The organism is Pseudarthrobacter sp. CCNWLW207 (assembly GCF_037203945.1).
GTDB lineage: Bacteria > Actinomycetota > Actinomycetes > Actinomycetales > Micrococcaceae > Arthrobacter.
In genome coordinates, this window is record NZ_JBBCBS010000008.1 from 134,524 (window position 1) to 156,573 (window position 22,050).

The following is a 22,050-nucleotide window of genomic DNA, read 5'->3' on the forward strand; positions in this document are numbered from 1 at the left end:
ATCGCCTATGTGGATAACCTCCCGGCCCCTTCCTAAAGGAGACGGGGAGGTTGTCGGACGGGCTCGAACAGGCCCAGTCCCCGAAACTGGATCAGTCCTTGAACAGCCCGGCGAGGTCCTCGGCTGTAATCGAACCGCCGGACAGCGCGTCGCCCTCCATGACGTCCGCGAACAGTTGCGACTTCCGGGCCTTCAACGCCATGACCTTTTCCTCGATCGTGTCCTTGGCAACGAGCCGGTACACCATCACGTTCCGGGCCTGGCCGATCCTGTGCGTGCGGTCCACGGCCTGCGCCTCGGACGCCGGGTTCCACCACGGATCCAGCAGGAAAACGTAGTCAGCCTCGGTCAGGTTGAGTCCAAATCCGCCGGCCTTCAGCGAAATCAGGAACACCGGCGCGGTGCCGTTCTTGAATTCATTCACGACGTCGCCACGGTTGCGGGTGCCGCCGTCGAGATAGCAGAACTCGATCTTCTCCTCCACAAGCCGTTCCCGGACCTTGCCGAGGAAACCAGTGAACTGGCTGAAGATCAGCGCACGGTGGCCCTCGGCGACCAGATCCTCCAGCTGCTCGAACAGCACGTCCAGCTTCGACGATCGAACCCCCGAAAGCGACGGATCCACCAGTGACGCGTCCAGGCTGAGCTGCCGCAGCAAGGTCAGCGACTGGAAGATCGTGAAGCGGTTCTTGTTCACGTCCTCGATCAGCCCCAGGATCTTCTGCCGCTCACGCTGCAGATGCGTTTGGTAGACCTTCTGGTGCCGCGGGTTCAGCACCACCTCCAGGATCTGCTCCTGCTTGGGCGGCAGGTCCTGGATGACCTGGTCCTTGGTGCGCCGCATCATCAGTGGACGGACCCGGCGGCGGAGCTTGTCCAACTGCGCCTTGTCGCCGTTCTTTTCCACCGGCTTCTGGTAGTACTCGGCGAACCGTTTGGGGCTTGAGAACAGACCAGGCGCCACAATGGACGTCAGAGCCCAGAACTCCATGAGGTTGTTCTCAAGCGGAGTACCGGTGATGGCCAGCTTGAATACCGCGGGCAGCTTCCGGGCGCACTGGTAAGCCTTTGACTGGTGGTTCTTCACGAACTGGGCTTCATCGAGCACCAGCCCAGCCCACGTCTTGGAGGCGTAGGAGTCGTAGTCGATCCGGAACAGGGCGTACGAAGTGATAACGATATCCGCGCCGCCCAGTTCAACGGCCGCGTCCTGGCCATTCTTGGCAAAAGTCTCGCTCACGGTCCGAACCGTCAGGCCTGGCGCAAAACGTGCGGCTTCCGCCGCCCAGTTACCCACGACGCTGGTGGGGGCAACCACCAAAAAGGGAGTGCCGCCGTCGGGCGTGGGAGTTCCGGAGGCCGCGATGGTTCCGGCGCCAGCGGAAGCCCCGCCAGAGGGCACCCCATCTCCAGGCAGAGCGCCGTGCTCCTTCGCCGCGCACATCAGCGCAAGGGCCTGCACGGTCTTGCCCAAGCCCATGTCGTCCGCGAGGACACCGCCAAGGCTGTGCTTGTACAGGAAGCTAAGCCAGTTGAAACCCTCCAGCTGGTAGGGGCGCAGTTCGGCATTGAGCGATGAAGGCAGCGGCAGGCCTTCGATCCCGCCCTCAAGCAGACCGCCAACCGCCGAGCGCCAGGCCGCGGCTTGCTGGTCCACTATGCCCAGGTGCGCGAGCTCGTCCCACAGCCCGGCCTGGAACCGGCTGATCTGCAGCGGAGCATCCTTGTTGTCCTGCAGCGAGCGGGCTTCCTCGATCAGGGCACGCAGCTGGTGCAGTTCCGGAAGGTCCAGCGAGAAGTACGCGCCGCTGGGCAGGAGCATCTTGGTCTGGCCCGCCGCCAGCGCGGAAAACACCGCCGCAAACGACACCGGCTGGCCCTCCAGCGAGATCTGGATGCCAAGGTCGAACCAGTCGCGCTGCTCCGTGGCCTTGGTGGAGATGGAAACCACTGGTGCTTCCTCGGCCTCGCGGTAGTCGGCGATGTCCCCGGCGGTGTCCACGGCCACGTCAGGGGCCTGCCGCAGCACGGGGAGGACGTCCTCGGTGAAGGCCAGCGTGTCCAGGCCGCTCAGCTCAACGGATGCGGCGAGGCGCGGGGTTCCCCAGCCGGCGGTGGCCGACTCGCCCAGCGCAGGGACCACGTTCCACGGCTGGCCGATTCCCTCCAGGATGCGGGCCTCGGCGGTGTCGTCGCGGTAGCCGTGGTCGCCTGGGTGCCGCCACAGAGGCTGGGCGGTGACCAGGTTTCCGGTCTTGTAATGCCACTCCCAGTGCAGCCGGACCCGGTGGTCGGCGCCGTAATTTGCCAGCAGCGAGAGGGTGGGGATGGCCAGGGCAGGAAGCTCCACCGATTCGTCTTTCGCGGTGACCCGGGCGGCCTGCTTGAGCTTCGGGTAGAAACCGGTGAGGAAGCGGGTCTCGTCCTTGGCCGGGATATGCAGGGTGCTGCCGGCAGTGACGAACGTCAGCAGTTCCTCGCTGAGCCCGCTTTCCAGCGGAGCCAGGGTGATCACGCTGTCCGCGGGCGCTCCGGGCAGCGTTTCGCCGCCCGTGGTCAGGAAGATGCCGTGCGCAGGGCGGCCGATGGTTCCCACCGACGCCGGATCAACCTCTTCCCCCTCAAGCGTGATGGTGGGCGCAAGTTCCAGCCCGCCGTCGTCGTCAGTTCCCGTCTTGGGCCCGGAAACAGCATCCCCACTCACCGGGGAGCCGTAACGGCTCAGGTTAAGCCCGACGGCGGCGGGAGACTCCGCGAGCCGCACCGGCTCAGTGCCGCGGCTGTGGACCAGGGCGAGGCCGATCTTCTTGGCGTCGGCGAGCAGGCCCCACATGTTTTTGCCCGCGAAGGTATTCAGGCCCAGCCACAGGGCGGAGGAGTTGTGCAGCCGGTTGGCGGCGGCGGTGTGGGCGGCGAGGAACGTCTGCATCCACTCGATGTGCGCCTCGTTGCATTCGCGCCGGAAGTTCAGGTAGCTGAGCGTGTTCCAGGAGACGTCGCCGCGGATCCATTTGCCCTTGGTTCCCATAATCACGGGCCGGGCCTTGAGTTGGCGCACGCTGCGCAGCGGGTCGCGGCGGCCTGTGTAGGAGAAGTGCGGAGCAGGCTCCTCGATCTCGAACTGGAGGGCCAACGGGATGCCGTTGCTTGATTGGGTGATGCCTGGCTGGGAAATGAGCGGGCTCAGGGCCTGCTCCCAGTCGGCCAGGTCGAGGCTGGCGGGTTGGCGGGAGAGGCGGGAAACTTCCGCCGGGGCCAGGAGCTGGACGCGTATGGCAGGGTTGTCCTCGGCGGCGAAGAGCAGCGCGGCCACGTGTTTGCAATCCTTGCGGACGGGGCAACTACAAACGCCAACGGTGCAGCTCCAGCCGCCTGTTTTCCGGACTAGCTTGGCCGTGGTGGAGTAAGGGACGTCGGCGCCACCCCGGACTTTGCCCAGCATCAGTCCGGTGGCGGCGTCGAAAGAAATCCCGGAAACACGGCTGCCCATGGCATACGCCAGCCCGGCCGCGAGGGAACGGTCGTTAATGGCGGGTGTCTGTATTGCCAGTGCCGCACTCTCGTCCGGTTGGGATGGCATGGTGCGCGCTACTTTCAGCTGGCCACGGTGGACCCGTGTCCGATCGATGGTTATCTGATCCATCTTAGTTCGCCGGAACGGGCGCCCAAACTTCGCCTGACGTTCACCTCGGCCTCAACCGGGCGCGCACCCCGCCCACGTAGCGTGAAAAGTGTTCCGAGCACCACCCGCTTACGCAGTGAGGATTACCATGACCGCGAGCCAGCAACCCGTTGTTCTGACCACCGGCAGCATCGAAGCAGCTGATGAGGAGGTGGTGGACGCGAACGTTTTGGTGGTTGACGCCATGCACCGCGAACTCCTCCAGACTGACGAAATTTCTCCCGTGGCCATCCGCAGCTATTACGTGGATTTCTACCTCACCCAGTCCCTTGAGGGTGGCTTCGCGCAGTACGTATTCACTTCCCTGAACCGCGACGAAACGGACACCCTGGTCCGCGAAGGCATGGCCAGCATGGGTGCCACTGCCCACCTGGACCTGTTCAACCGGACCGTTGAGGCGTTCGATGCCCTGTCCGAGGAGGACGTTGAGCGGTACCTCGATGGCGCCCTGGATGACGACGAGGAGCCGACCGAAGGCGTGCTTGCCCTGGAAGAGCTCGACGGCGAGTTCGAGGAGCTCCTGGAAACCGAGAACATCACCGCACTGAACGCTGCCTGGCTCCGCGGCCAGGAGTCATTGCTGGTGCTGGACGAAGACGGGCTCACTGCCTACATCGCGGAGCGCGTTGCGTCCATCCCTAACCTTGCCGAACGCCAGGCCAAGGCCGACGCCGAGGCCTTGGAGGATGCGCCGGACTTCGAAATCATCATCCGCGAGCTGTGCAACATTGTCGGCTACGCGCTGCAGAAGATCACCATGGGGGACCCCAATTACCTGCACCAGGGCGAGAAGACGCTGGCCTGGCACTTCAGCACGGACCACGGCGACTTCATCATGGTCGAAGACGACGACGAAGCCTTCATGATCGACCCCGTGACTCAGGAAATCGTCGCCGCCGTCGAGTTTGAAGAGGCCGACGACGACGAGATGGTCGACGCGTAGGACTCTCGCCCTCGGCGCGGGGCTGGTTGGGTTCGCCCAGTTCGAGGGAACGGACCGAGTTCGCGGGAACGATCCCGCGAACTCGCGCCGTTCCCGCGAGTTCGACGGCGGGTGCGGCGCCAGAGCGAGCCGGGAACCCGCCGTCGGGCTTGCCTAGCGGTTCTGCTCCAGGGCCCCGGCCAGTATCTCCAGGAGTTCCTCATCCACCTGGTCCGCGGACGTGAGGCGGACGCGGTGGTCGAACGCGTCGTCGGCGCGGACCTTGACGGTTTCCAAGCGCCCCCCAGTGGCTGTGTCCAGGCCTGACGCGTCCAGGCCCGCTGCCTCCAGCCGCCGTGTGTCCAGCCGCAGAGTCACATCCACGGCCGTGTTCGTGGTCCGGGTGACCTGGGCGAACTTCCGGCGCGGGCTGTGGAGCGAGACGTAGCCCTTGCGCATCTGGATCTCTACGCCCTCGGTGGCGGAAGCCCAGGCAAGGATGGCGTCCGCGATGGGCCGCAGCTGCGGGTGGTTGGCGTACTGGCCCTCGATCAGTTCGTCGGCGTCGCGGAGCATAAAATCCGGGTATCCAAACAGCTCCCAGGACACGGCGTATTGCGCATAGCCGGTGACGCCGTGCTCATCGCGCATCCAGGCGCGGAGCTGGGCATCGTTCTGTATTCCGGCGCTGCGTGCCTGCCCAGCCCAATAGCCAACGTCCTGGCCAGTCTTCCGAAGCAACAGAGCCTGATTGCTGTCCACCATGGTCTGCCAGGTTTTGGCGGTTTTCCGGGGTTCCTGGGCGTTGGGCATGCTTCGATCGTAGTGCTGGTCAGCGGGGCGCGAGGAAAAACTTTGGGGCAGCCGTAACTTTTTCGTTCCGGCCAGCGATGTAGGGGGTGATGGGTTCCCCACGGAACCGGATCTGAATTGTTCTCTATGTTTTGGAGTATCTCTATGTCGTTGTTCACTGTTCTCGCCACCAGCAAAGTCGCCGCCGGAGTCCTGGCAGCAGGCACCCTGGCCGTCGGCGGAACCGGCGTTGCCGCCGCAACCGGCGCCCTCCCCGCGGAAGCCCAGCAGACCGCCCACGAGCTGCTTGGCGCCCCGGCCCCGAAGCTGGCAGCCGACGCTGTGGAGTCAGCTGCCGCTGGCGCAGACCTCGACGCTTCCGGCGATGCAGCAGTGACCGGCGAAGCAGCCGTGTCCGACGACGAGATCGCCGCTGAAGCCAAGGTCTCCGCCGCGGCAGGCACCGCTGTGGACGCAGCCGGCGCTGCAGCGTTCGGCCTCTGCACCGCCTTCACCAACGGTGGGCTCAACGAAGCCTCCGAAGGCTTCTCCTCGCTGGTGATCGCCGCCGAGGGCGAAGCCAACGTTGACGCCTTCTGCGCCGACGTCATCGCGCAGGGTGCTGCTTCCGCTGACGCCGCCGCGGCAGCAGAGGGTTCCGCCGCCGTCAAGGCTGAGCGTCCCGAGCTTCCCGCCGTGCCTGCGGTTCCGGCTGTTCCCGGTGTCGACGGCGAGCCCGCAGTTCCGGCCGTACCGGCCGTGCCCGCCGTGCCCGGCGACGTTGCGGACGCACCCGCCGTTTCGGCCCGCTAGGACCTGGTCGGCTAGTCTGGACTGCGGGAATCGCGCCCCTTGGGCCGGATTTCCCGCAGTCCATGACGCCGTTCAAACGGCAGTCCGAGAGGCAGTCCACAGAGGCAGCGGAACCGTCCGCTCCGGAAACCGGGATGTAGTGGTCCACCGCCCGGGATGGAGGAGCCACTGGTGCTAGACACTTTGGCCGAAGAAAATATCGAGATATTCGCAGACACAGCCGGCGTTGATCCGGCCGTGATCTTCGGCGCTGTCTACCGCACTTTTTCCGGCGCTGTGCTCGGCTACCTCAAGGCCCGGGGCGTGGATGATCCCGAAGCTGTCACCCAGGACGTCTTCCTGGCGTTCTACCCCAAGATCGGTGAGTTGACCGGCGGGCTGCAGGGCGCCAAATCGCTGGTTTTCTCGATTGCGCACGCCCGGATGGTTGACTACTACCGTCGCGTTGAGCGCAGGCCCGACTTCACCCCGTACGACCCCCTGCAGGACGGCCGCAGCACTGCCTCGGCGGAAGACCACGTGCTGGGCCACGGCGACGGCGCAGCCCACTTGCTGGAAGGACTGGCCGAGGACCACCGCGAAGTCCTGGCATTGCGGGTGGTGGCTGACCTCTCCATCGAACAGGTGGCCGGCATCATGGGCAAGTCCCCAGGTGCCATCAAGCAGCTCCAGCGCAGGGCCCTGCAAAACCTCAAGGACCAGACTCTTAAAAGAAACCAGGCAGATCATGAGTGACACCGCAGGCTCCCGCAACGACGGAACGGTCGACCGGCTGCTCCGGGAAGCAGGGTTCGACGACGACACTGATCTCCGCCCTGCACTGCTTCACCTCCGCGGCCTCGCCGCCGCACAGCCCCAGGCGTCCGCCGCGGTAGCAGCACTGATGGCGCCGCCGGCTGAAAAGGTTGAGCGGGCTGAACAGGCTGCCACCACACTCCTGGCGGCAGTCCCCGACGCGGCGGCACGTCCGGAGCCGCAAGCAGCATCTCCAGCAGCTGTCACCGACGAGCTGGCCGCCCGCCGTCGTGCCAAGCGCAGGATCACCCTCACGACGCTGTCTTTGGCGGCCTCCTTGGCGGCAGGCGGAGCGGTTGCCGTTGCCGCCGACCAGGGCATTCGTGATTCCTTCGGCCAGCTTCACCACGCCGTGACGTCATTCATGGCTACCGCGGGTGGCGGTCCCGCACCCGTTCCGGTTGGGACGCCGGTTCCTGCTCCCGCACAGCAGGGCCCTCCCGCATCGGCGCCCGCCGCGCCGGCAACCAGCGCTGCGTCCGCAACTCCTGCCCCGGAATCAGGGGACGGCAAGGGTCCGGAGCACACACCTGCTCCGACGAATCCGGCGTCAGTTCCGCTGCCGAACCTTCCCGTGCCGGAGAATGTCACGCCGGGTGTTCCTGGTGGACCGCTGAAAGGCGAGGATCAGCCGGCAACCCTGCCGGTGCCGGCCACGCCTCCGGTCCCAGTACCCACCGTTCATCCGTAGCAGCCGGAATTAGGGGTCGAAGCGGCGAAAGCGTCAGTAGCCTGTAGACGCTGTCTTGATCATTTCGCCTGCCGGATTCGCCAGGTACCAGACGTCGCTCACGCCTTGCCCCAGGATGTCGCCCGGATTCTTATCCTGCTCGTAGTAATACAGCGGCAGTCCGTTCAGGGTCACCTGCTTCGCACCGTCCGGCGTCGCGATAGTGCCCAGGGTTCCGCTGACGCCCTCCGCCGACGGCGTTGCCGCGGTGCTGAGGACCGGCGGCCACATCGTGAGGCAGGCTCCCGTGCACGCGCTGGTGCCGGAATCCTTGACGTCCTTGGTGAAGAAGTAAACGCTCATGCCTTTGGCGTCCACAACGATGGTGCCGGCGCTGGACGTTTCGGTCTTGAGGTCGACGGCGGCCGCCGCGGTTGGGCTGCCGGTCGCCCCGGGTGAGGCGGGAGCGGGGCTGGTCGCCGAGGGAGTAGCCGCGGCTGTGGTGCTGGTAGTTCCCGGGCTGCCCCCGCAGCCTGCCAGGGCGGCCACAAGGGCCAATGCGGCAAGACCGGTGCCCAGATGCTGTTTCATGGGAATGCTCCTCGGCTGGGGCCCGGCGTCGGATCACCGGACGCTAACCCGTAAGACGCGCCAAGGTGAAGAATGGTTCAAAAGGCAGATACTCTCCTCGGTTCCGCCGGCAATGTGCCCGCCAGCGATGAACCGTTTGTGGACTGCGGACGTCGTATCAGCCGAAATGTGCAAGCGTGAATCTGCACATGGAGAAACCGTTCCGCGTTTCAGGGCCGGGATCACGGACACTGACTGGCGACGAGTACCAGGGACAGGAGGCGCCGGCATGCCCCTCGATGAGGACGTAGTGGCCGCGATCTACCGCGACCACGGCTCGGCCTTGCGCCGCTTTGTCCTCAGCGCTTCCCGCGATCCGCAGCTGGCCGAGGATGTGGTCCAGGAGACGGTGCTCCGTGTCTGGCAGCAGGCCCCGGAGATTACCGGCAGCCTTCGCAGCTACCTGTTCCGGACAGCCCGCAACATTATGATCGACAACTACCGTAAGGCCCAGCGACGGCCGGCCGAGGCGCTGGAACGTGAACTCACCGATCCCGCCGAAGCAGCGGAGCGGGTGGATGAATTGCTCAACCGCGTCCTGATGGAGGAGGCCCTCCTGCGCCTCAGCGCCGAACACCGCGACGTCCTGGTGGCGCTGCATTACCGCCGGTTCACCGTCAACGAGGCATCGGTGCAGCTGAACATTCCCAGCGGAACCGTGAAATCCCGGGCTTTCTATGCGGTCCGCGCCCTCCGGACAATCCTTGATGAAATGGGGGTGGAACGGTGAATGCCGCCGATCCGCACCAGCTTCTGGGCGCCTACCTCCTCGGCGGCCTCGACCCGGCCGATTCGCAGCGCTTCGAAGCCCACCTCGAGAACTGCGACGACTGCCGGGCGGAACTTGCCGAGCTGGAGAGCCTGCCCGCCTTGCTGGATGCAGTCCCCGTCCCGGACGCAGTGGCGCTCACCGCAGCCCAACGCACTGCCGCGCCAAAGGAACCTGCAGCGTCCCCGCCCCGGGCCATTCTGGACGAACTCGCCTCCCGCCGTCGGACATCACGACGGCGGTGGTCGGCGCTGGTGGGCGCCGTGGCCGCCGCCTGCCTTGCCCTCGGCCTCGCCGCCGGGCCTGTTCTCAACCGTCCGCCGCAGCCAGACGCCAGTTACTCGGTCCAGTCCGGGGACGGCCTGCGTTTGAGCGTGGACCTGACACGGAAAACGTGGGGAACCGAGCTGGCCGTGAGCGGCAGCAGCATGCCGCTGGACGGGACGCTGTCGCTGTGGATCCGGGACCGCGACGGCGGGGAGGACCGGGCGTGCGCGTGGACCGCCACGCCAAGCGGCAGGATTCGGGTCACCGGAGCCACGCCCGTCCAGCTCGGGAGCATCGCCAGTGTGGAACTGCGGGATGCAACCCAGCAACCGGTCGCCGTGATCACGGTGCCCTAACGGCCGTCAGTTAACCGGGCAAAGGCGGCGGCTACGGTTTCCCTGCAGAGGCGCGGAATTCGGCCACGAGCTCCGGGTCCTCGCACGCCCGGGCAAAAGCTTCGATCCGTTTGTTGATCTCCTTGCCAAGGAGCCAGGCGCCGATCCTTTCGGCCACCGGGCGCAGCCATGCCGGGCGGCAGGAGAAGGTGTACTTCCAGACGGCCCGGGTGCCGCCGTCGTCGGGAGTAAAACGCCAGCCGCCGCCGAAGTTTTCAAAAAACCACGGCCCGGAGACCATGGTCATCCCCACATTCCTGGGCGGGGAAAAGGAAACGTACTCGCTGACCATGACCAGGCCCATGCGGGAAACCGTCCGGGTGCGGACTCCTTTTCCGGCCGCGGCCGCGCCGTCGAGCCACCCCTGGGCGGAAATGAAGGGATCCCACTTAAGCCGGAAGTCGCCGGTGGTCTGGGAGAAAGCGAAGGCTGTCTCCGGATCGAGGCGGATGAGGCGTTCGGCGCGTACCTGGGGCATGCTCCCACCCTAGCCCGGCCGGGTAATGGCGTTACTGTGTCATCTTGGCCAGTTTGGCTCGCACCACCATGTAGACGCCGTAGCAGATCAGCCCGGCGCCCACCGCGGCCAGCAAGTATACGCCGAAGGGCTGGTCCCGCAGCGCCTTGAGCCCGCCGTCCAGGCCGGTGGATTCCTCCGGGTGCGCCCGCAGGGTGGCGATGGCTATCAGCAGTCCGGTCAGGACCAGGACAATTCCTTTGGCAACATAGCCTGTCACGCCCAACACGGTGACTGCGGTGCGGGCCGGGGGGTCGGCTGGCATCATGAGGTGCTTTTCGAACGACTTCTTAACGCCGCGGATCCCGTAGATCACGCCGGTGACTGCGATTCCCACGCCCAGCAGGACCAGGACCGCCACACCGCCGGGCGCCTTCATCAGGCCGACGGTCAGGTCGGTCGCGGACTGCTGGTTATCCCCGCCGGAACCGGTTCCCAGGGCAAAGGAAGCGAGCGTCAGGGCAAGTCCCGCAAACACCAAAGCCTGCGCTGCTGCCTTGAGTTTTTTTCCAGCCTTTTCCTTGGTGGGCAGGTGGCCGTAGTCAAAGATCGCGTCGCTGGCTTGCCAGATGGCCAATGCCGCACAGGCCGCGAAGCTCCCCCACAACAGGAAAGGCCCCGCCGGCTGGCTGGCGAGCTCCGCTACGGCGCCGCTGAAATCGGCGCTTCCGCTGCCACCCGTGGCCAGCCGGATGGCGATGAGGCCCACAAGGAAGTGCAGGACTCCGCTGGCTGCAAAACCGGCCCTCGCCAGCAGCTCGAACGTGCGTGAATTGGTGACGTCCTCCGCGGCATCTGCGGCTTGCCTTAGTTCTTTTTTGATGGCCGTTCCTTTGTGCAAGCGCCCAGGGAGCGCGAATGTGCGTGCCCCCACCACAAGGCCAATCGTGCCATGTCAACCCGCTTCCGAACAGCCCGTTGGTTGCCCTGGAAGAGACGCTGCTGAAGCCGACCCGGCGATGGGTAGTGATCCCCATCGCCGCGTGAGGGATGCTGTGGAACGATATGGTCAACCGCAGGCCCTGGGCCGCACACTTCTGTTGGGGAGACACGATGACCATATACGGCGCTGACGTCAGCCAGTTGCGCGAGTTGGCCAAAGCGGTGGAAAGGGCAGCCTCGCTCCTCAGCAGCAGGGCAACATCGCTGCAGGGCCAGATCCAGGCGGCACCGTGGAAAGGCGCCGATGGCGAACATTTCCGCCAGGACTGGACGAGCAACCACCGCCCCAGCCTGGAACGCGTGGTGTCGAGCCTCCGGGAGAACTCCAAAATCCTTCTGAAGCATGCCGAAGAGCAGGAGAATGCCTCTGGCGGCAAGGGCGCTGGCTCCGGCAGCATCTGGGACAGGCTCCGATCCCTGGCCAGCCAGGCCGAGGAATGGCTCAGGGTGCAGGCCGAGAAGGCAGCCGAAGCGGCGGCCCACCGGCAGGAACTCGAGCAGGGCCTGGACAAAATGCTGGACGCAAGCCCCGAAGAGCAGGCGCAGTGGTGGAACAGCCTGTCCGCTGCGGACCGCCAGTACCTGATCGAAGGGGAAGGGGAGGACGGTCCCTTCGCCGAGGACCTGATGAGAATGGACGGCGGCATTCCGGAGTCCGCCCAGGAGCAGGCGAAGCGGCACCTACAGGACATTGCCAGGGCCGATATCCCCGTTTACACAGAATCCGGCAAGGCATCCATCGAAGCCAGGGTTGCCTGGGTCCACGGTGGCGCCGAGGTGGGCACCCAGGTAGTCGAGAACGCTGACGGTTCGGCCACCATGAAGGTGTACGGAAACATGGGCCTGGGCGTCAATGACACCTCAGGGACCGCCGGCGTCACGCTCAGCGGAGAGGTCTCCCGTGAGTACACGTTCGGCAGCGTCGAGGAAGCCATGGCTGCCCGGGAACAGATGTACAAGGACCTCCCGCCGGACAGCGTCGGAGAAATCAAGGACGTTGCCGGCAACCCGCCGGGCTACATCCTGGACACCATCAACGACGCCGCCGAGGACAACGGCTCAACAGGCCAGACGGACAAGGCCAAGGGGACGCTGTCGCTGGAAGCCGAGGGTGAATCGGGCCCAGCGTCCGGTTCAGCGAAGCTGGATCTTGCCTACGAGCGGAACCTGACGGACGGTACTGCCACCGCCAGCGGTGAGGTGTCGGCGCAGGGCAAGCTGGACCTTGAGGGGCGGGTCTTTGAAGCATCCGGCAAGGGTGGCCTGGAGGTGAACATGGATAAGGGCAACAACATTGAGTCGGTCTCTGTCTCCATGGAAGGCACCGTAGCTGAAGGCGTAACGGCCGGAACCGATGTGAAGGCTGCAAAGGTGGAGTCCACCGTGACTGCCGGCACCCAGGGCACGGTGAAGATCAATGTTGACTACTCACCCGAGAACAAAGCTGTAATCGATAGCTACCTGCGGAATGTGGCCACAGGTAACGACGCCGGGGCCGCATCCGACGCCGCCAAACTCTACGAGGCCGGCTCCGCCACCGTACAGGTCAACACTGTCGTGACAGCGACCAACGAGGCCGGCTTCGACGTCAAGCTGGGCGAGGTGGAGGTCAAGACCGAGAACCAGGCCACCACCAACGTGTCCACGTACTATAAGGTCCCGAACGACACGAAGCTCGAAAGGCTCTGACGTGCACATCGAATCCCCGCTCGGCTTCATCGCCGACTTCCCCGAGCACACGCAGGTACTGGAAGACTCATCGGCCGGACCCAACACCGCGCAGTACGGCTTGCTGGGTGAGGTCCTCGTGACAGTCATCAAGGATGACACGTCCGTCCAAGGCGCTGCCCAGGCCAACGGCTGGGCGCACCTGATGTCCGAGTTCTATCTGGAAGAGCGCAAAGGGACCCTGCTCACTGAGGGTGAACTGAACATTCCAGGCAGGTCCTCGTACGCCGTCCTGGTGGGCTACACGGACCAAGAGGGCTCGGCCAAAGTGGCCGCGTCCGTGGGTACCTGGCAAAACGACCGGTTCATTGGGACCTTGGTCATCTGGCCCTACATCAACCCCGAAACCGAACCGCGGGTGGACCTCCTGAAGGAGATCGTCACCTCTATCCGGCCTGCCTGAGGCGCCCCCTCGGGCAGCGGCAGGCGTCCCTCGGGCAGCCGCTCGCGACCTCCGGCCGACGCTCGGCCCAGGGGGGGCAAGCCGCTCGCGCCATGCGCTGCCGGTTACAGCCGGCGGTAGCAGAGGTCGAAGATCAGCCGCCCGGCCTCGTGCGCTTTGGCCTCGAAGCTGGTGCGGATCCTGCCCTCGAAGCGCGGGGCCCAGCCGCCGGTTTCATCGATGCCCTCATTGGGGCCGGTGTGCTCAGTGCTCACCGGGGCGCGGCCCTCGCGGACCGGGGCGCCGCCCACCAAGGACTCGACGCCGGACTGCCACACCTGCGTCAGGGGGCTCTCCGGGCCACGGCGCTGGCCGGTGTGCAGGTTCTCGAAATCGGCCGAACCGGCGAGGACGTCGCGGACGTGGACGGCGTAGTTGGACCAGTCCGTGGCGATCCTCCAGAGACCGCCCGGTTTGAGCGCCCGCGCGGCCAGGTCTGCGAATTCCGGTTGGATGAGGCGGCGCTTGTGGTGCCGGGATTTGTGCCACGGGTCCGGGAAGAAGACCCACAGCTCGGTGACGGAGCCGGCGGGCAGCATGGTGGCCAGCACCTCCGGGGCGTTCGCCTCCACCACGCGCACGTTCTTGAGCCCGCGGCTGTTGATCTTGATGATGGTGTTGGCCAGGCCGGGTGTGTAGACCTCGACGGCCAGGAAGTCGGTGTCCGGGTTCTGCTCGGCGGCGTGGCAGATGGCGTCGCCCAGGCCGGAGCCGATCTCCACGATCAGCGGGGCGGTGCGTCCGAACTCGGCTTCGGCGTCGAAGGTGTAGTCAGGGTGCACCGAGGTGTTGGCGACGTGCCGGGGGACGTCCACTGCCCATCTCTCGGCGTGCTCTTCCCAGGCAGTCTGGCGGCGGCCCTGCAGCCGGGTTCCGCGGCGCACAAAGCTGACCGGCCTGCCGCCGTAGGTGCCGAATGACGCCTGGGTGCCAGGTGTTACCGGCCGCGGGACATGCGGCGGCTGGGGGGTTTCTGGGGTTTCGCTCATCCCTTCCAGAATAGAGGAGATCGGCGTACCGGCGGTCCGGGGGGACCTGCCGAGGGCGCGGGGTACGTTCAGTCAAAGAACCAATGCCGCAGGTGCGGCATGGTGAAAATCAGGCCGAACGTAAAGACCACCGCATTGATGCACAGTGCGGCCACGGCGGACGCCCGGCTGGGTGACGTGGCCGGTGTACGCGTGAGACTAACGATGGCCAACCCTACCGACACGAGGCCGGAAATGGTCGGCACGCTCAGAACGATCAGTGGTGTAAACCGATACACGTACATGGGCGCAGCGAGGTAGTAGGCCCCAACGTTGAACAGCACACCCATCGGGAGGGTACCGACGAGGCTAAGTGGCGCTGCGACAGCGAACATCAAGCTGGCGAAGCCGTGGTTGGCCCCTCGGGCAGCAACGGTGCCGGTTGACGGGGAAGGCTGCGGCAGTGGCGGGGACGGTCCCTCCGGCGGAGCGTTCATGGGTTTCCAATCGCTGCAGGGACTCGTAACGCCTCGAGCCTAGAAAGACCGCGCAGGCCCAACCAGTGCCGCAACTGCCTATGTGGATAACCCCGCCCGAAGCCTCACCCGGGCCAGGCCTGACAGAATGGGTCGCGTGACTCCCGCCAAGCCTAAGGAAGGGCCGGACCTCCTGGTCGACGCCGAGATTGACGACGTTCCCGCGCCGTCCCCTACGGAGCTTCCCGGCGGTCCCAACAGCCGCAAAACGCTCGTGTACCTGGGTCTCTGCCTTGTACTGATCGGCCTGAACCTGCGCACCGTGTTCTCGAGCTTCGCGGCCGTGCTCCCGGAGATCAGGTCCGACGCCGGCCTCCCGGGCTGGGCCATCGTGGTGCTGACCACCGTGCCCGTTACGCTCTTGGGCGTTTTTGCGCCCCTCGCGCCGGTCCTGGCACGCCGCTTTGGGGCCGAACGGGTCCTACTGGGCGCGATGGCCGTGCTCACGGCTGGACTCCTGCTGCGGCCACTGGATGCGGGGGGCCTCATCCCGGGGATAGGCCACCTGCCCGCTTTGCTCGCCGGGACGGCGGCCTGCGGCGCGGCCATAGCACTCTGCAATGTCCTCCTGCCGGGGCTCGTAAAACGCGACTTCCCGCACCGCCTTGGTCTCATGGGCGGGCTGTACACCACCGCCATCTGCGCTTCAGCCGCGCTGGGAGCCGGCTTCACCTATCCGGTTTTCACGGCGACGGGGGAGTGGACCTCGGCGCTGTGGTTCTGGGCAGTACCTGCCGCCGTCGTACTTTTGCTGTTCCTGCCGGTGGCGTTGCGGCAGCGCCGGGTGCGGCATCAGGCACTGGCGGGCGGCGTGAACGTCTGGCGCTCGGCCGTGGCCTGGCAGGTGACGGTCTTTATGGTGCTGCAGGCCATGATGTCCTTCAGTGTCTTCGCCTGGCTGGCACCTATCCTGCGCGAGCGCGGCGTGGACGGCGGGACGGCCGGGCTGATGGTGTCGGTGTCGATCGGGCTACAGATGTTGGGTTCGCTGTTTGCGCCGGCGCTGGCGGCGAGGTTCCGCGACCAGCGGGCCATCAACACAGTGGTGGCGCTGATGACCGGCAGCGGGTTCGCGCTGAGTATCTTCGGTCCACTGGAGCTCATCTGGGCCTGGACGGGGTTGCTGGGGCTGGGGCAGGGGAGCCTCACGGCAGTGGCGCTGACCATGATCATGCTGCGGACCCGGGACGGGCACACCGCCGCGCACCTGTCGGGGATGATGCAGGGCGTTGGTTATGGCCTGGGGTCCACCGGGACCCTCATGGTGGGTCAGTTGCATCAGGCCACGGGATCCTTCACGGCTGCCGGGATCCTTTTCCTGGTGGTTGGGTTGCTTGCTGCGGTGTTCGGCTACCGCGCGGGCCGGAACCGGTTCGTCGGCAGCCCAACTGGGTAGCAGCAGATGTCGTTATGAGGGCTCAAAACGACATCTGCTGCTACTTACTTGGGGTGGCTGGTGCTCAGGTGCCGTCCCAGCGGCGGGGGCCCGTGCCGCCGTCGCCCAGGGTGTCCTCCGGGTTCTGCAGCCGGCACGCCTTCAGGCTGAGGCAGCCGCAGCCGATGCAGCCGTCGAGGTCGCTGCGGAGGTGCTCCAGTGCCTCGATCCGCGCGTCCAGTTCGGCGCGCCAGAGCCGGGACAGTCGGGACCAGTCCCGCTTAGTGGGTGTCCGCCCCTCCGGCAGTGAGTCCAAGGCCGCGCGGATTTCCTTCAACGGGATGCCCACCCGTTGGGACACGCGGATGAACGCCACTCGCCGTAGAGCATCCCGGCGGTAGCGCCGTTGGTTGCCGGATGTGCGCTCGGAGGAGATAAGGCCGTTGCGTTCGTAGAAATGAAGGGCCGACGGCGCCACTCCGCTCCGGTCCGATAACTCGCCGATGCTGAGGGCATGGTGCTTCCCGGCGGCCACCTGTGGCATGCTTTCCCCCTATTGGATCAACAGCGTTCCGCGCCGGTGGTCCAATCCGCTCCGCAACCCGGCCGCCCGCCTTGACCTCAACCTTAGTTGAGGTCCTAGGTTTGCGTCCATGACTTCTGATCAGGCCGTAACCGTGCGCGATTCCACCCTCCCCGCCACCGACCCCGCTGCAGGGATCCTGCAGCGGCCATACCTGTGGGTGACCATCGGCGCGTGCGCCCTGGTTTTCCTGGCCGCCTTCGAATCCCTGGCGGTGACCACCATCATGCCTGTGGTCAGCCGCGACCTGGACGGAGCCAGCCTGTATGCCCTGGCTTTCGCAGGACCACTGGCCACCGGCGTGATCGGCATGGTGGCGGCCGGAAACTGGTCCGACCGGCGGGGCCCCACTGCACCGCTGTACGCCTCCGTGGCGCTCTTTGTCGCTGGCCTGCTGATCGCTGGCACTGCGGCGTCGATGCCTGTGCTTGTGGCCGGCCGGCTGGTCCAGGGGCTCGGCGGCGGAGCGATGACCGTTGCCCTATACGTCGTGGTGGCCCGGGTCTACCCCGCGCTCCTGCACCCGAAAATTTTCGCCGCTTTTGCTGCCGCCTGGGTGATCCCGTCCCTGGTGGGCCCGTTCGCGGCCGGCATCGTGGCGCAGGTCCTGAGCTGGCACTGGGTGTTCTTAGGAGTGGTGGGGCTGGTGGTTCCTGCCCTGGTAATGATCGTTCCGGTGCTCCGTGGCGTGGACCGGCAACCCCAGGAATCGGCAACCCCGCCCTGGGCTGTGGGCCGCCTCGCGTGGGCAGGGCTCGCCGCACTGGCTGTCCTGGCGCTTAACCTGTCCGCCGAGGTCCGGGTGGCCGGGATCCCCGCTGCGCCGGGCGTTTTGGCCGCTGCCGCCATCGTGGTCGCCCTGGTGGCTGTCCGCCCCCTCGTGCCGCGCGGAACCCTGACCGCCCGGCGCGGCCTACCCAGCGTGATCCTCACCCGCGGCCTCGTGTCCTCGGCGTTCTTCGGCGCCGAGGTGTACCTGCCCTACCTGTTGATCGAGCAGTACGAATTCTCGCCCACCTTCGCCGGCCTCACCCTGACCGGAGGCGCACTTGCGTGGGCTGCTGCCTCCGCGATCCAGGGCCGCCTTGGCAACAGGCTGGACCACCGCGCCGCGGTGCGCCTCGGCTCGGTGCTCGTGCTGGCCGCCATTACCCTGGCACTGGTAACCACCGCACTGAACTGGCCAGCCGCCGTCGCGATTGCCGGCTGGATCTTCGCCGGCGGCGGCATGGGGCTGCTGTATCCCCGGCTGAGCGTGATGACGCTGGCCCTGTCCACCAAGGACAACGAGGGCTTCAACAGCTCTGCAATGTCCATCTCCGACTCGCTGGGCGGCGCCCTCGCGCTCGCCTCCACGGCCATCGTCTTCGCGGCATTTACGACGACGGCGGAATCGTTCGCCGGCGTCTTCGCCCTCGCCGCTGTACTCGCCGCAGCCGGGGTCGCCGTGGCGCCGAGGGTCTCGGCGCGGACGGCCCGGTAGGCCTGCCCGATACGCGGCAGCTCAGTAGTCCGGGCGGGGGAGGACGTTGAAGTAGAGATGCGTGACGCCGTCGCCCTCGATCACCCGCGTCCGTTCCAGTTTCACCGGGGCGGCGTTGAGGTGGTCGAAAAAGCGGATTCCGGTTCCCAGCAGCCAGGGTGCCAGGTTGACGCGGATCTCCGCGAGGAGGCCAGCGTCGATCGCCTGCCGGATGATATCCGGGCCGGCGAGGCCCACGTCCTTGTCCCCAGCCAGTTTCTGGGCTTCCGCCGCGGCCTCCTGGAAGCCGCTGGTGACGAAGGTGTACGGCACGCCCTCGCGGGGCCAGCCCTCCGGGACGGAATGGCTGAGCACCACAATGGGACAGTCGATGGGATGGTGCCCGTCCCAGCCGTGGGTGATGTCGAAGATGCGGCGCCCCACCAACAGCGCGCCCGCAGTGGACATGGTCCGGCGGAGATGCCCCGCGCTGGCTTCCGAGACATGCCAGGTCATGTCCGGCCTGGCGGTGGGAACCTCCACGGGGCCGTTCTCGTACCAGTCGAACAGTCCGCCGATGGTGTCATCGGGGAGGGCGATGAACCCGTCCAGCGACATGGTCATTTCGGCGATGAGCCTTGCCATGGTTCATTCCTTCCACTGGGGATGGTCCGGAAAGCGGTGATCAGGACAGCCGGGTAGCCCGGAGCACGGTATCGCCGATGACGGCTTCCCGGCCGTCAGGTCCGGCGACCACCCGCTCCCTTGTGGTGCTGACCTCCACCTGCCATTCCGGCGAGTCCAGGCCAAGTTCCTGGACCAGTTCGGCGGGCGTGTAGAACATCTCATGCGAGTTGTGGTTTCCCCACGGCGGCAGCCGGTCCGGATGGTGGCCAACGATCAGTAGTGTCCCGCCGGGCTTGACGGCGCCAGCGGCGGCCCGCAACGGACCCTGCCACGCCAGCTGGGGTGAGTGCAGGAACTGGGAGGACACAAGATCGTACGTTCCTGCAGGCTGCCAGTCCTCGAGGTCGCACTGTTCCCAGTGGATGCGGCTGGGAATCTCGCCTGGCCCCTTGGCGTGCACGCTTTCGCGTTCCAGCGCGGCTTTTTCGTGGGTGGCGGCCCGTTCGAGCGCGACGGCGGAAACGTCGACGGCGGTGACAGTCCAGCCTTGCTGGGCGAGCCAGATGGCGTCGGCCCCTTCGCCGCAGCCCAGGTCCAGTGCCTTGCCTGGTCGGAGGCCGCCTCCTTCGCGGACGAGTTGTGGATTGGGTTTGCCGCTCCAGAGCTTTGGCTTGCTGCGGTACCTTTCGTCCCAGGCTTCAGCGGCACTTTGGTGCGGTTCGTCGCTGAGCCGGGTGCCGCCGTCGTCCGTTACGTGGTGGTGGTCTTCGCCCTGTTGCGTCATGCCTCAAGCCTGCTCCTGGAGGGCCCCCGCTGGCAACGCCCCGCAGCACCGCCGGGGGCATAAGGCGGGGCTACACGCGGCGGGATGCTAGACTGGTGAAACTTGATGTGCAGTGATGCCCGCTTGCTCCCTAAATCGGAGTCCCGAATTTTGGGAAGCGGGTTTTTTCATGTGAGAGGCACATCCTGCGTCGATGAACGCGTTCCATTTGGTCCCAGCCGCCGCCCTGAACCGGGCAGCAGCACGGTTGATCACCTGACTTTTCTTCGGCGAACCCCTGAGCCAACCGGCGTCGGGGGCCGATATCCGCACGGATACCGCCTGAAAGACCTTTGACTACATGACTACTTTCGCTGCCCTCGGCACGCCCAAAGCACTTGCCGACACCCTCACCGCCCAGGGAATTGTTGAACCGTTCCCCATCCAGGTCAAGACCCTCCCGGACACGCTGGCCGGACGCGACGTCCTGGGCCGCGGCCGTACCGGCTCCGGCAAGACCATCGCTTTCGCCATCCCGCTTGTAGCACGACTCGCTGAGCGGGAAGCCAAGCACTTCCGCAAGCCCGGCCGCCCCATGGGCCTGGTCCTCGCACCGACCCGCGAGCTCGCCACCCAGATCAACGCCACCATCGAGCCGATGGCCAAGGCCATGGGCCTGAACACCACCGTGATCTACGGCGGCATCTCCCAGGCCCGGCAGGAAAAGGCCCTCCGCGCCGGCGTCGACATCGTCATCGCCTGCCCGGGCCGCCTCGAGGACCTGATCCGCCAGCGCATCCTGACCCTCGAAGCCGTTGAGGTCACCGTGCTGGACGAGGCCGACCACATGGCCGACCTCGGCTTCCTGCCCGTCGTGAAGAAGCTCATGGACATGACCCCCAGCCAGGGCCAGCGCCTGCTCTTCTCCGCCACCCTGGACAACGGCGTGGACAAGATCGTCCAGCGCTACCTGTCCAACCCGCTGACCCACTCCGTGGATGATCCCCAGGCTGCGGTGACCACCATGGAGCACCACGTGCTGGTGGTCAACGACCAGACCGTCAAGAAGCAGCTGATCGTCGAGCTCGCTTCAGGCGCCGGCCGCCGCGTGCTCTTTATGCGCACCAAGCACCACGCCCGCAAACTGGCCAAGACCCTGACCGACGCCGGGATCCCCGCCGTCGACCTGCACGGCAACCTTTCGCAGAACGCCCGTGACCGCAACCTGGCGGAGTTCTCCTCCGGTGAGGTCCGCGTGCTGGTGGCCACCGACGTCGCCGCCCGCGGTGTCCACGTGGACGACGTCGAACTGGTGATCCACGTGGATCCGCCCACCGAGCACAAGGCATACCTGCACCGCTCAGGCCGTACGGCCCGTGCGGGTTCGGACGGCACTGTTGTCACGCTGACCCTCCCGGAGCAGCAGAGCGACGTCAAGAAGCTCATGAAGGCAGCCGGCGTCGAGGTCAACTTCGAGCGCGTCACCGCCAACTCCCCGCTGGTCGCCGAACTCGTGGGCGAAATGGCCGACAAGATTGACCCGCGCACCCGGGCAGCACTGCTCGCCAGCAAGGCAAAGCAGCAGGGCGGCGGCACCTCCACCGGTGCCAACGCCGAGCGCAAGCGCGCCCGTCGCACTACCCAGGCGGCCCCCACCGCGGGTGGCCGTGGCGGACGTGGCGGACGTGGACGGGTCTCGGCTGAGGCTCCGCGCACCGACCTGCCCCGTGCAGAGCGCCGCGCAGTGGCCTACGAAGGCCAGGCCGCCGCCCGTAACGCCGCAGACCGCGTCATCGAGCAGAACGAAGACCGCGCCATCGCAGCGGCGGCCGCACGCCGCAACGCCCGTGGCCGCGGTACCGCAGCTTCCACTCACCGCAACGACGTCCCCGCAGCAGGTGGCCGTGCATCGGCTGGCCGCGGTTCCGACGGACGCGCGGACTCACGTGTCACCCGCAGCGATGCCCCCCGCGGCGGTACCGGACGCCCGGCTACCTCCGGCGGACAGCGCGGCGGGCGCCCGGCAACGGGCCAGCGCGCAGCAGCCGGAGCAGGTGCCCGTACTGGTGGCGGACAGCGTTCCGCAGGTGCCGGTGCAGCCGGCGGCGGTAACAAGGCTGTCTGGTCCTCCAACACTGGCGGAACGTCGGGCGGCTCCTACGCCGGCAACGGCGGCGGCGGTCGCTCAAGCGATGGCCGTCCGGCCCGCAGCGGCCCGCGCCGCGCGTCAGCACCGGCGTCGAACGAACGCCGCAGCCGCTAATCCCCAACCGTTCCCTGACCTCGCAAGCTCGGTCAGGGAACCCGGCGGTTGTGGGCCCAGGTTAACCAACATCGAGTGCTCCGTAAACGCCGTTTAGAGGGTTCATAAC

The 22,050-nt window shown here is 66.5% G+C and carries 21 protein-coding genes; 11 read left to right on the plus strand and 10 right to left on the minus strand.

The window, feature by feature from the left end; all coding sequences use genetic code 11:
* Nucleotides 1–91: 91 nt before the first annotated feature.
* Complete coding sequence (locus V9L17_RS15310) at nt 92–3,580, minus strand: DEAD/DEAH box helicase (RefSeq protein ID WP_337352064.1); 3,489 nt, start codon at nt 3,578–3,580, stop codon at nt 92–94.
* Nucleotides 3,581–3,770: 190 nt separating this feature from the next.
* Here V9L17_RS15310 and V9L17_RS15315 point away from each other — a divergent pair, with 190 nt between their 5' ends.
* Complete coding sequence (locus V9L17_RS15315; protein WP_337347379.1) at nt 3,771–4,625, plus strand: DMP19 family protein; 855 nt, start codon at nt 3,771–3,773, stop codon at nt 4,623–4,625.
* A 153-nt stretch (nt 4,626–4,778) separates the two neighbouring features.
* Here the strand turns inward: V9L17_RS15315 and V9L17_RS15320 are convergent, their stop codons facing one another.
* On the minus strand, nt 4,779–5,417 hold the full coding sequence (locus V9L17_RS15320) for a DUF5655 domain-containing protein (protein WP_337352065.1): 639 nt from the start codon (nt 5,415–5,417) through the stop codon (nt 4,779–4,781).
* 144 nt (nt 5,418–5,561) lie between these two features.
* Here V9L17_RS15320 and V9L17_RS15325 point away from each other — a divergent pair, with 144 nt between their 5' ends.
* The 3 genes from V9L17_RS15325 to V9L17_RS15335 all read left to right on the plus strand — a co-directional run bounded on the left by V9L17_RS15325 (nt 5,562) and on the right by V9L17_RS15335 (nt 7,695).
* Nucleotides 5,562–6,209, plus strand: a complete 648-nt coding sequence (locus tag V9L17_RS15325) for a protein tyrosine phosphatase (protein ID WP_337352066.1) — start codon at nt 5,562–5,564, stop codon at nt 6,207–6,209.
* Nucleotides 6,210–6,365: 156 nt separating this feature from the next.
* Complete coding sequence (locus tag V9L17_RS15330; protein WP_337347376.1) at nt 6,366–6,944, plus strand: RNA polymerase sigma factor; 579 nt, start codon at nt 6,366–6,368, stop codon at nt 6,942–6,944.
* On the plus strand, nt 6,937–7,695 hold the full coding sequence (locus V9L17_RS15335) for a hypothetical protein (protein WP_337352067.1): 759 nt from the start codon (nt 6,937–6,939) through the stop codon (nt 7,693–7,695). The genes V9L17_RS15330 and V9L17_RS15335 overlap by 8 nt, the downstream gene beginning before the upstream one ends.
* Nucleotides 7,696–7,728: 33 nt before the next feature.
* Here V9L17_RS15335 and V9L17_RS15340 read toward each other — a convergent pair whose 3' ends face one another.
* The gene (locus V9L17_RS15340) at nt 7,729–8,265 is read right to left on the minus strand and encodes a COG4315 family predicted lipoprotein (protein WP_337352068.1); all 537 of its coding nucleotides are present in this window, start codon (nt 8,263–8,265) and stop codon (nt 7,729–7,731) included.
* Nucleotides 8,266–8,533: 268 nt separating this feature from the next.
* On the opposite strand from V9L17_RS15340, the gene V9L17_RS15345 reads away from it, so the two are divergent.
* On the plus strand, nt 8,534–9,034 hold the full coding sequence (locus V9L17_RS15345) for a sigma-70 family RNA polymerase sigma factor (RefSeq protein ID WP_337347373.1): 501 nt from the start codon (nt 8,534–8,536) through the stop codon (nt 9,032–9,034).
* Entirely contained in the window at nt 9,031–9,696 is a 666-nt protein-coding gene (locus V9L17_RS15350) for an anti-sigma factor family protein (RefSeq protein WP_337352069.1), read from the plus strand. Before V9L17_RS15345 ends, V9L17_RS15350 begins: the two co-directional genes overlap by 4 nt.
* A gap of 31 nt (nt 9,697–9,727) precedes the next feature.
* Here the strand turns inward: V9L17_RS15350 and V9L17_RS15355 are convergent, their stop codons facing one another.
* On the minus strand, nt 9,728–10,213 hold the full coding sequence (locus tag V9L17_RS15355) for an SRPBCC family protein (protein WP_337352070.1): 486 nt from the start codon (nt 10,211–10,213) through the stop codon (nt 9,728–9,730).
* A 31-nt stretch (nt 10,214–10,244) separates the two neighbouring features.
* Nucleotides 10,245–11,093 (minus strand): DUF1206 domain-containing protein, encoded by an 849-nt coding sequence (locus V9L17_RS15360; protein WP_337352071.1) that lies wholly within the window; start codon nt 11,091–11,093, stop codon nt 10,245–10,247.
* Between the two features lie 212 nt (nt 11,094–11,305).
* Between V9L17_RS15360 and V9L17_RS15365 the strand changes: the two genes are divergently transcribed.
* The gene (locus tag V9L17_RS15365) at nt 11,306–12,883 is read left to right on the plus strand and encodes a hypothetical protein (RefSeq protein ID WP_337352072.1); all 1,578 of its coding nucleotides are present in this window, start codon (nt 11,306–11,308) and stop codon (nt 12,881–12,883) included.
* Between the two features lies 1 nt (nt 12,884).
* Nucleotides 12,885–13,325: a hypothetical protein gene (locus V9L17_RS15370; RefSeq protein ID WP_337352073.1), complete on the plus strand. Its 441-nt coding sequence runs from the start codon at nt 12,885–12,887 to the stop codon at nt 13,323–13,325.
* A 104-nt stretch (nt 13,326–13,429) separates the two neighbouring features.
* On the opposite strand, the gene trmB is transcribed toward V9L17_RS15370, so the two are convergent.
* Together trmB and V9L17_RS15380 are read right to left on the minus strand one after the other, a co-directional pair.
* Nucleotides 13,430–14,353 carry a tRNA (guanosine(46)-N7)-methyltransferase TrmB gene (gene trmB / locus V9L17_RS15375; protein ID WP_337347367.1) on the minus strand — a complete coding sequence of 308 codons (924 nt, stop codon included), beginning with the start codon at nt 14,351–14,353 and terminating at the stop codon, nt 13,430–13,432.
* A 68-nt stretch (nt 14,354–14,421) separates the two neighbouring features.
* Nucleotides 14,422–14,829, minus strand: a complete 408-nt coding sequence (locus V9L17_RS15380; RefSeq protein ID WP_337352074.1) for a hypothetical protein — start codon at nt 14,827–14,829, stop codon at nt 14,422–14,424.
* Nucleotides 14,830–14,956: 127 nt separating this feature from the next.
* Here V9L17_RS15380 and V9L17_RS15385 point away from each other — a divergent pair, with 127 nt between their 5' ends.
* Nucleotides 14,957–16,264 carry a CynX/NimT family MFS transporter gene (locus V9L17_RS15385; protein ID WP_337352075.1) on the plus strand — a complete coding sequence of 436 codons (1,308 nt, stop codon included), beginning with the start codon at nt 14,957–14,959 and terminating at the stop codon, nt 16,262–16,264.
* Nucleotides 16,265–16,328: 64 nt separating this feature from the next.
* On the opposite strand, the gene soxR is transcribed toward V9L17_RS15385, so the two are convergent.
* Nucleotides 16,329–16,787 carry a redox-sensitive transcriptional activator SoxR gene (gene soxR / locus V9L17_RS15390; protein ID WP_337352076.1) on the minus strand — a complete coding sequence of 153 codons (459 nt, stop codon included), beginning with the start codon at nt 16,785–16,787 and terminating at the stop codon, nt 16,329–16,331.
* A 109-nt stretch (nt 16,788–16,896) separates the two neighbouring features.
* Here soxR and V9L17_RS15395 point away from each other — a divergent pair, with 109 nt between their 5' ends.
* Nucleotides 16,897–18,309: an MFS transporter gene (locus V9L17_RS15395; protein WP_337352077.1), complete on the plus strand. Its 1,413-nt coding sequence runs from the start codon at nt 16,897–16,899 to the stop codon at nt 18,307–18,309.
* Nucleotides 18,310–18,330: 21 nt separating this feature from the next.
* On the opposite strand, the gene V9L17_RS15400 is transcribed toward V9L17_RS15395, so the two are convergent.
* Both V9L17_RS15400 and V9L17_RS15405 read right to left on the minus strand, forming a co-directional pair.
* Nucleotides 18,331–18,933, minus strand: a complete 603-nt coding sequence (locus V9L17_RS15400) for a dihydrofolate reductase family protein (RefSeq protein WP_337347362.1) — start codon at nt 18,931–18,933, stop codon at nt 18,331–18,333.
* A gap of 40 nt (nt 18,934–18,973) precedes the next feature.
* Entirely contained in the window at nt 18,974–19,699 is a 726-nt protein-coding gene (locus V9L17_RS15405) for a class I SAM-dependent methyltransferase (RefSeq protein ID WP_337352078.1), read from the minus strand.
* A gap of 340 nt (nt 19,700–20,039) precedes the next feature.
* Here V9L17_RS15405 and V9L17_RS15410 point away from each other — a divergent pair, with 340 nt between their 5' ends.
* Nucleotides 20,040–21,941: a DEAD/DEAH box helicase gene (locus tag V9L17_RS15410; protein WP_337347360.1), complete on the plus strand. Its 1,902-nt coding sequence runs from the start codon at nt 20,040–20,042 to the stop codon at nt 21,939–21,941.
* Nucleotides 21,942–22,050 lie beyond the last annotated feature (109 nt).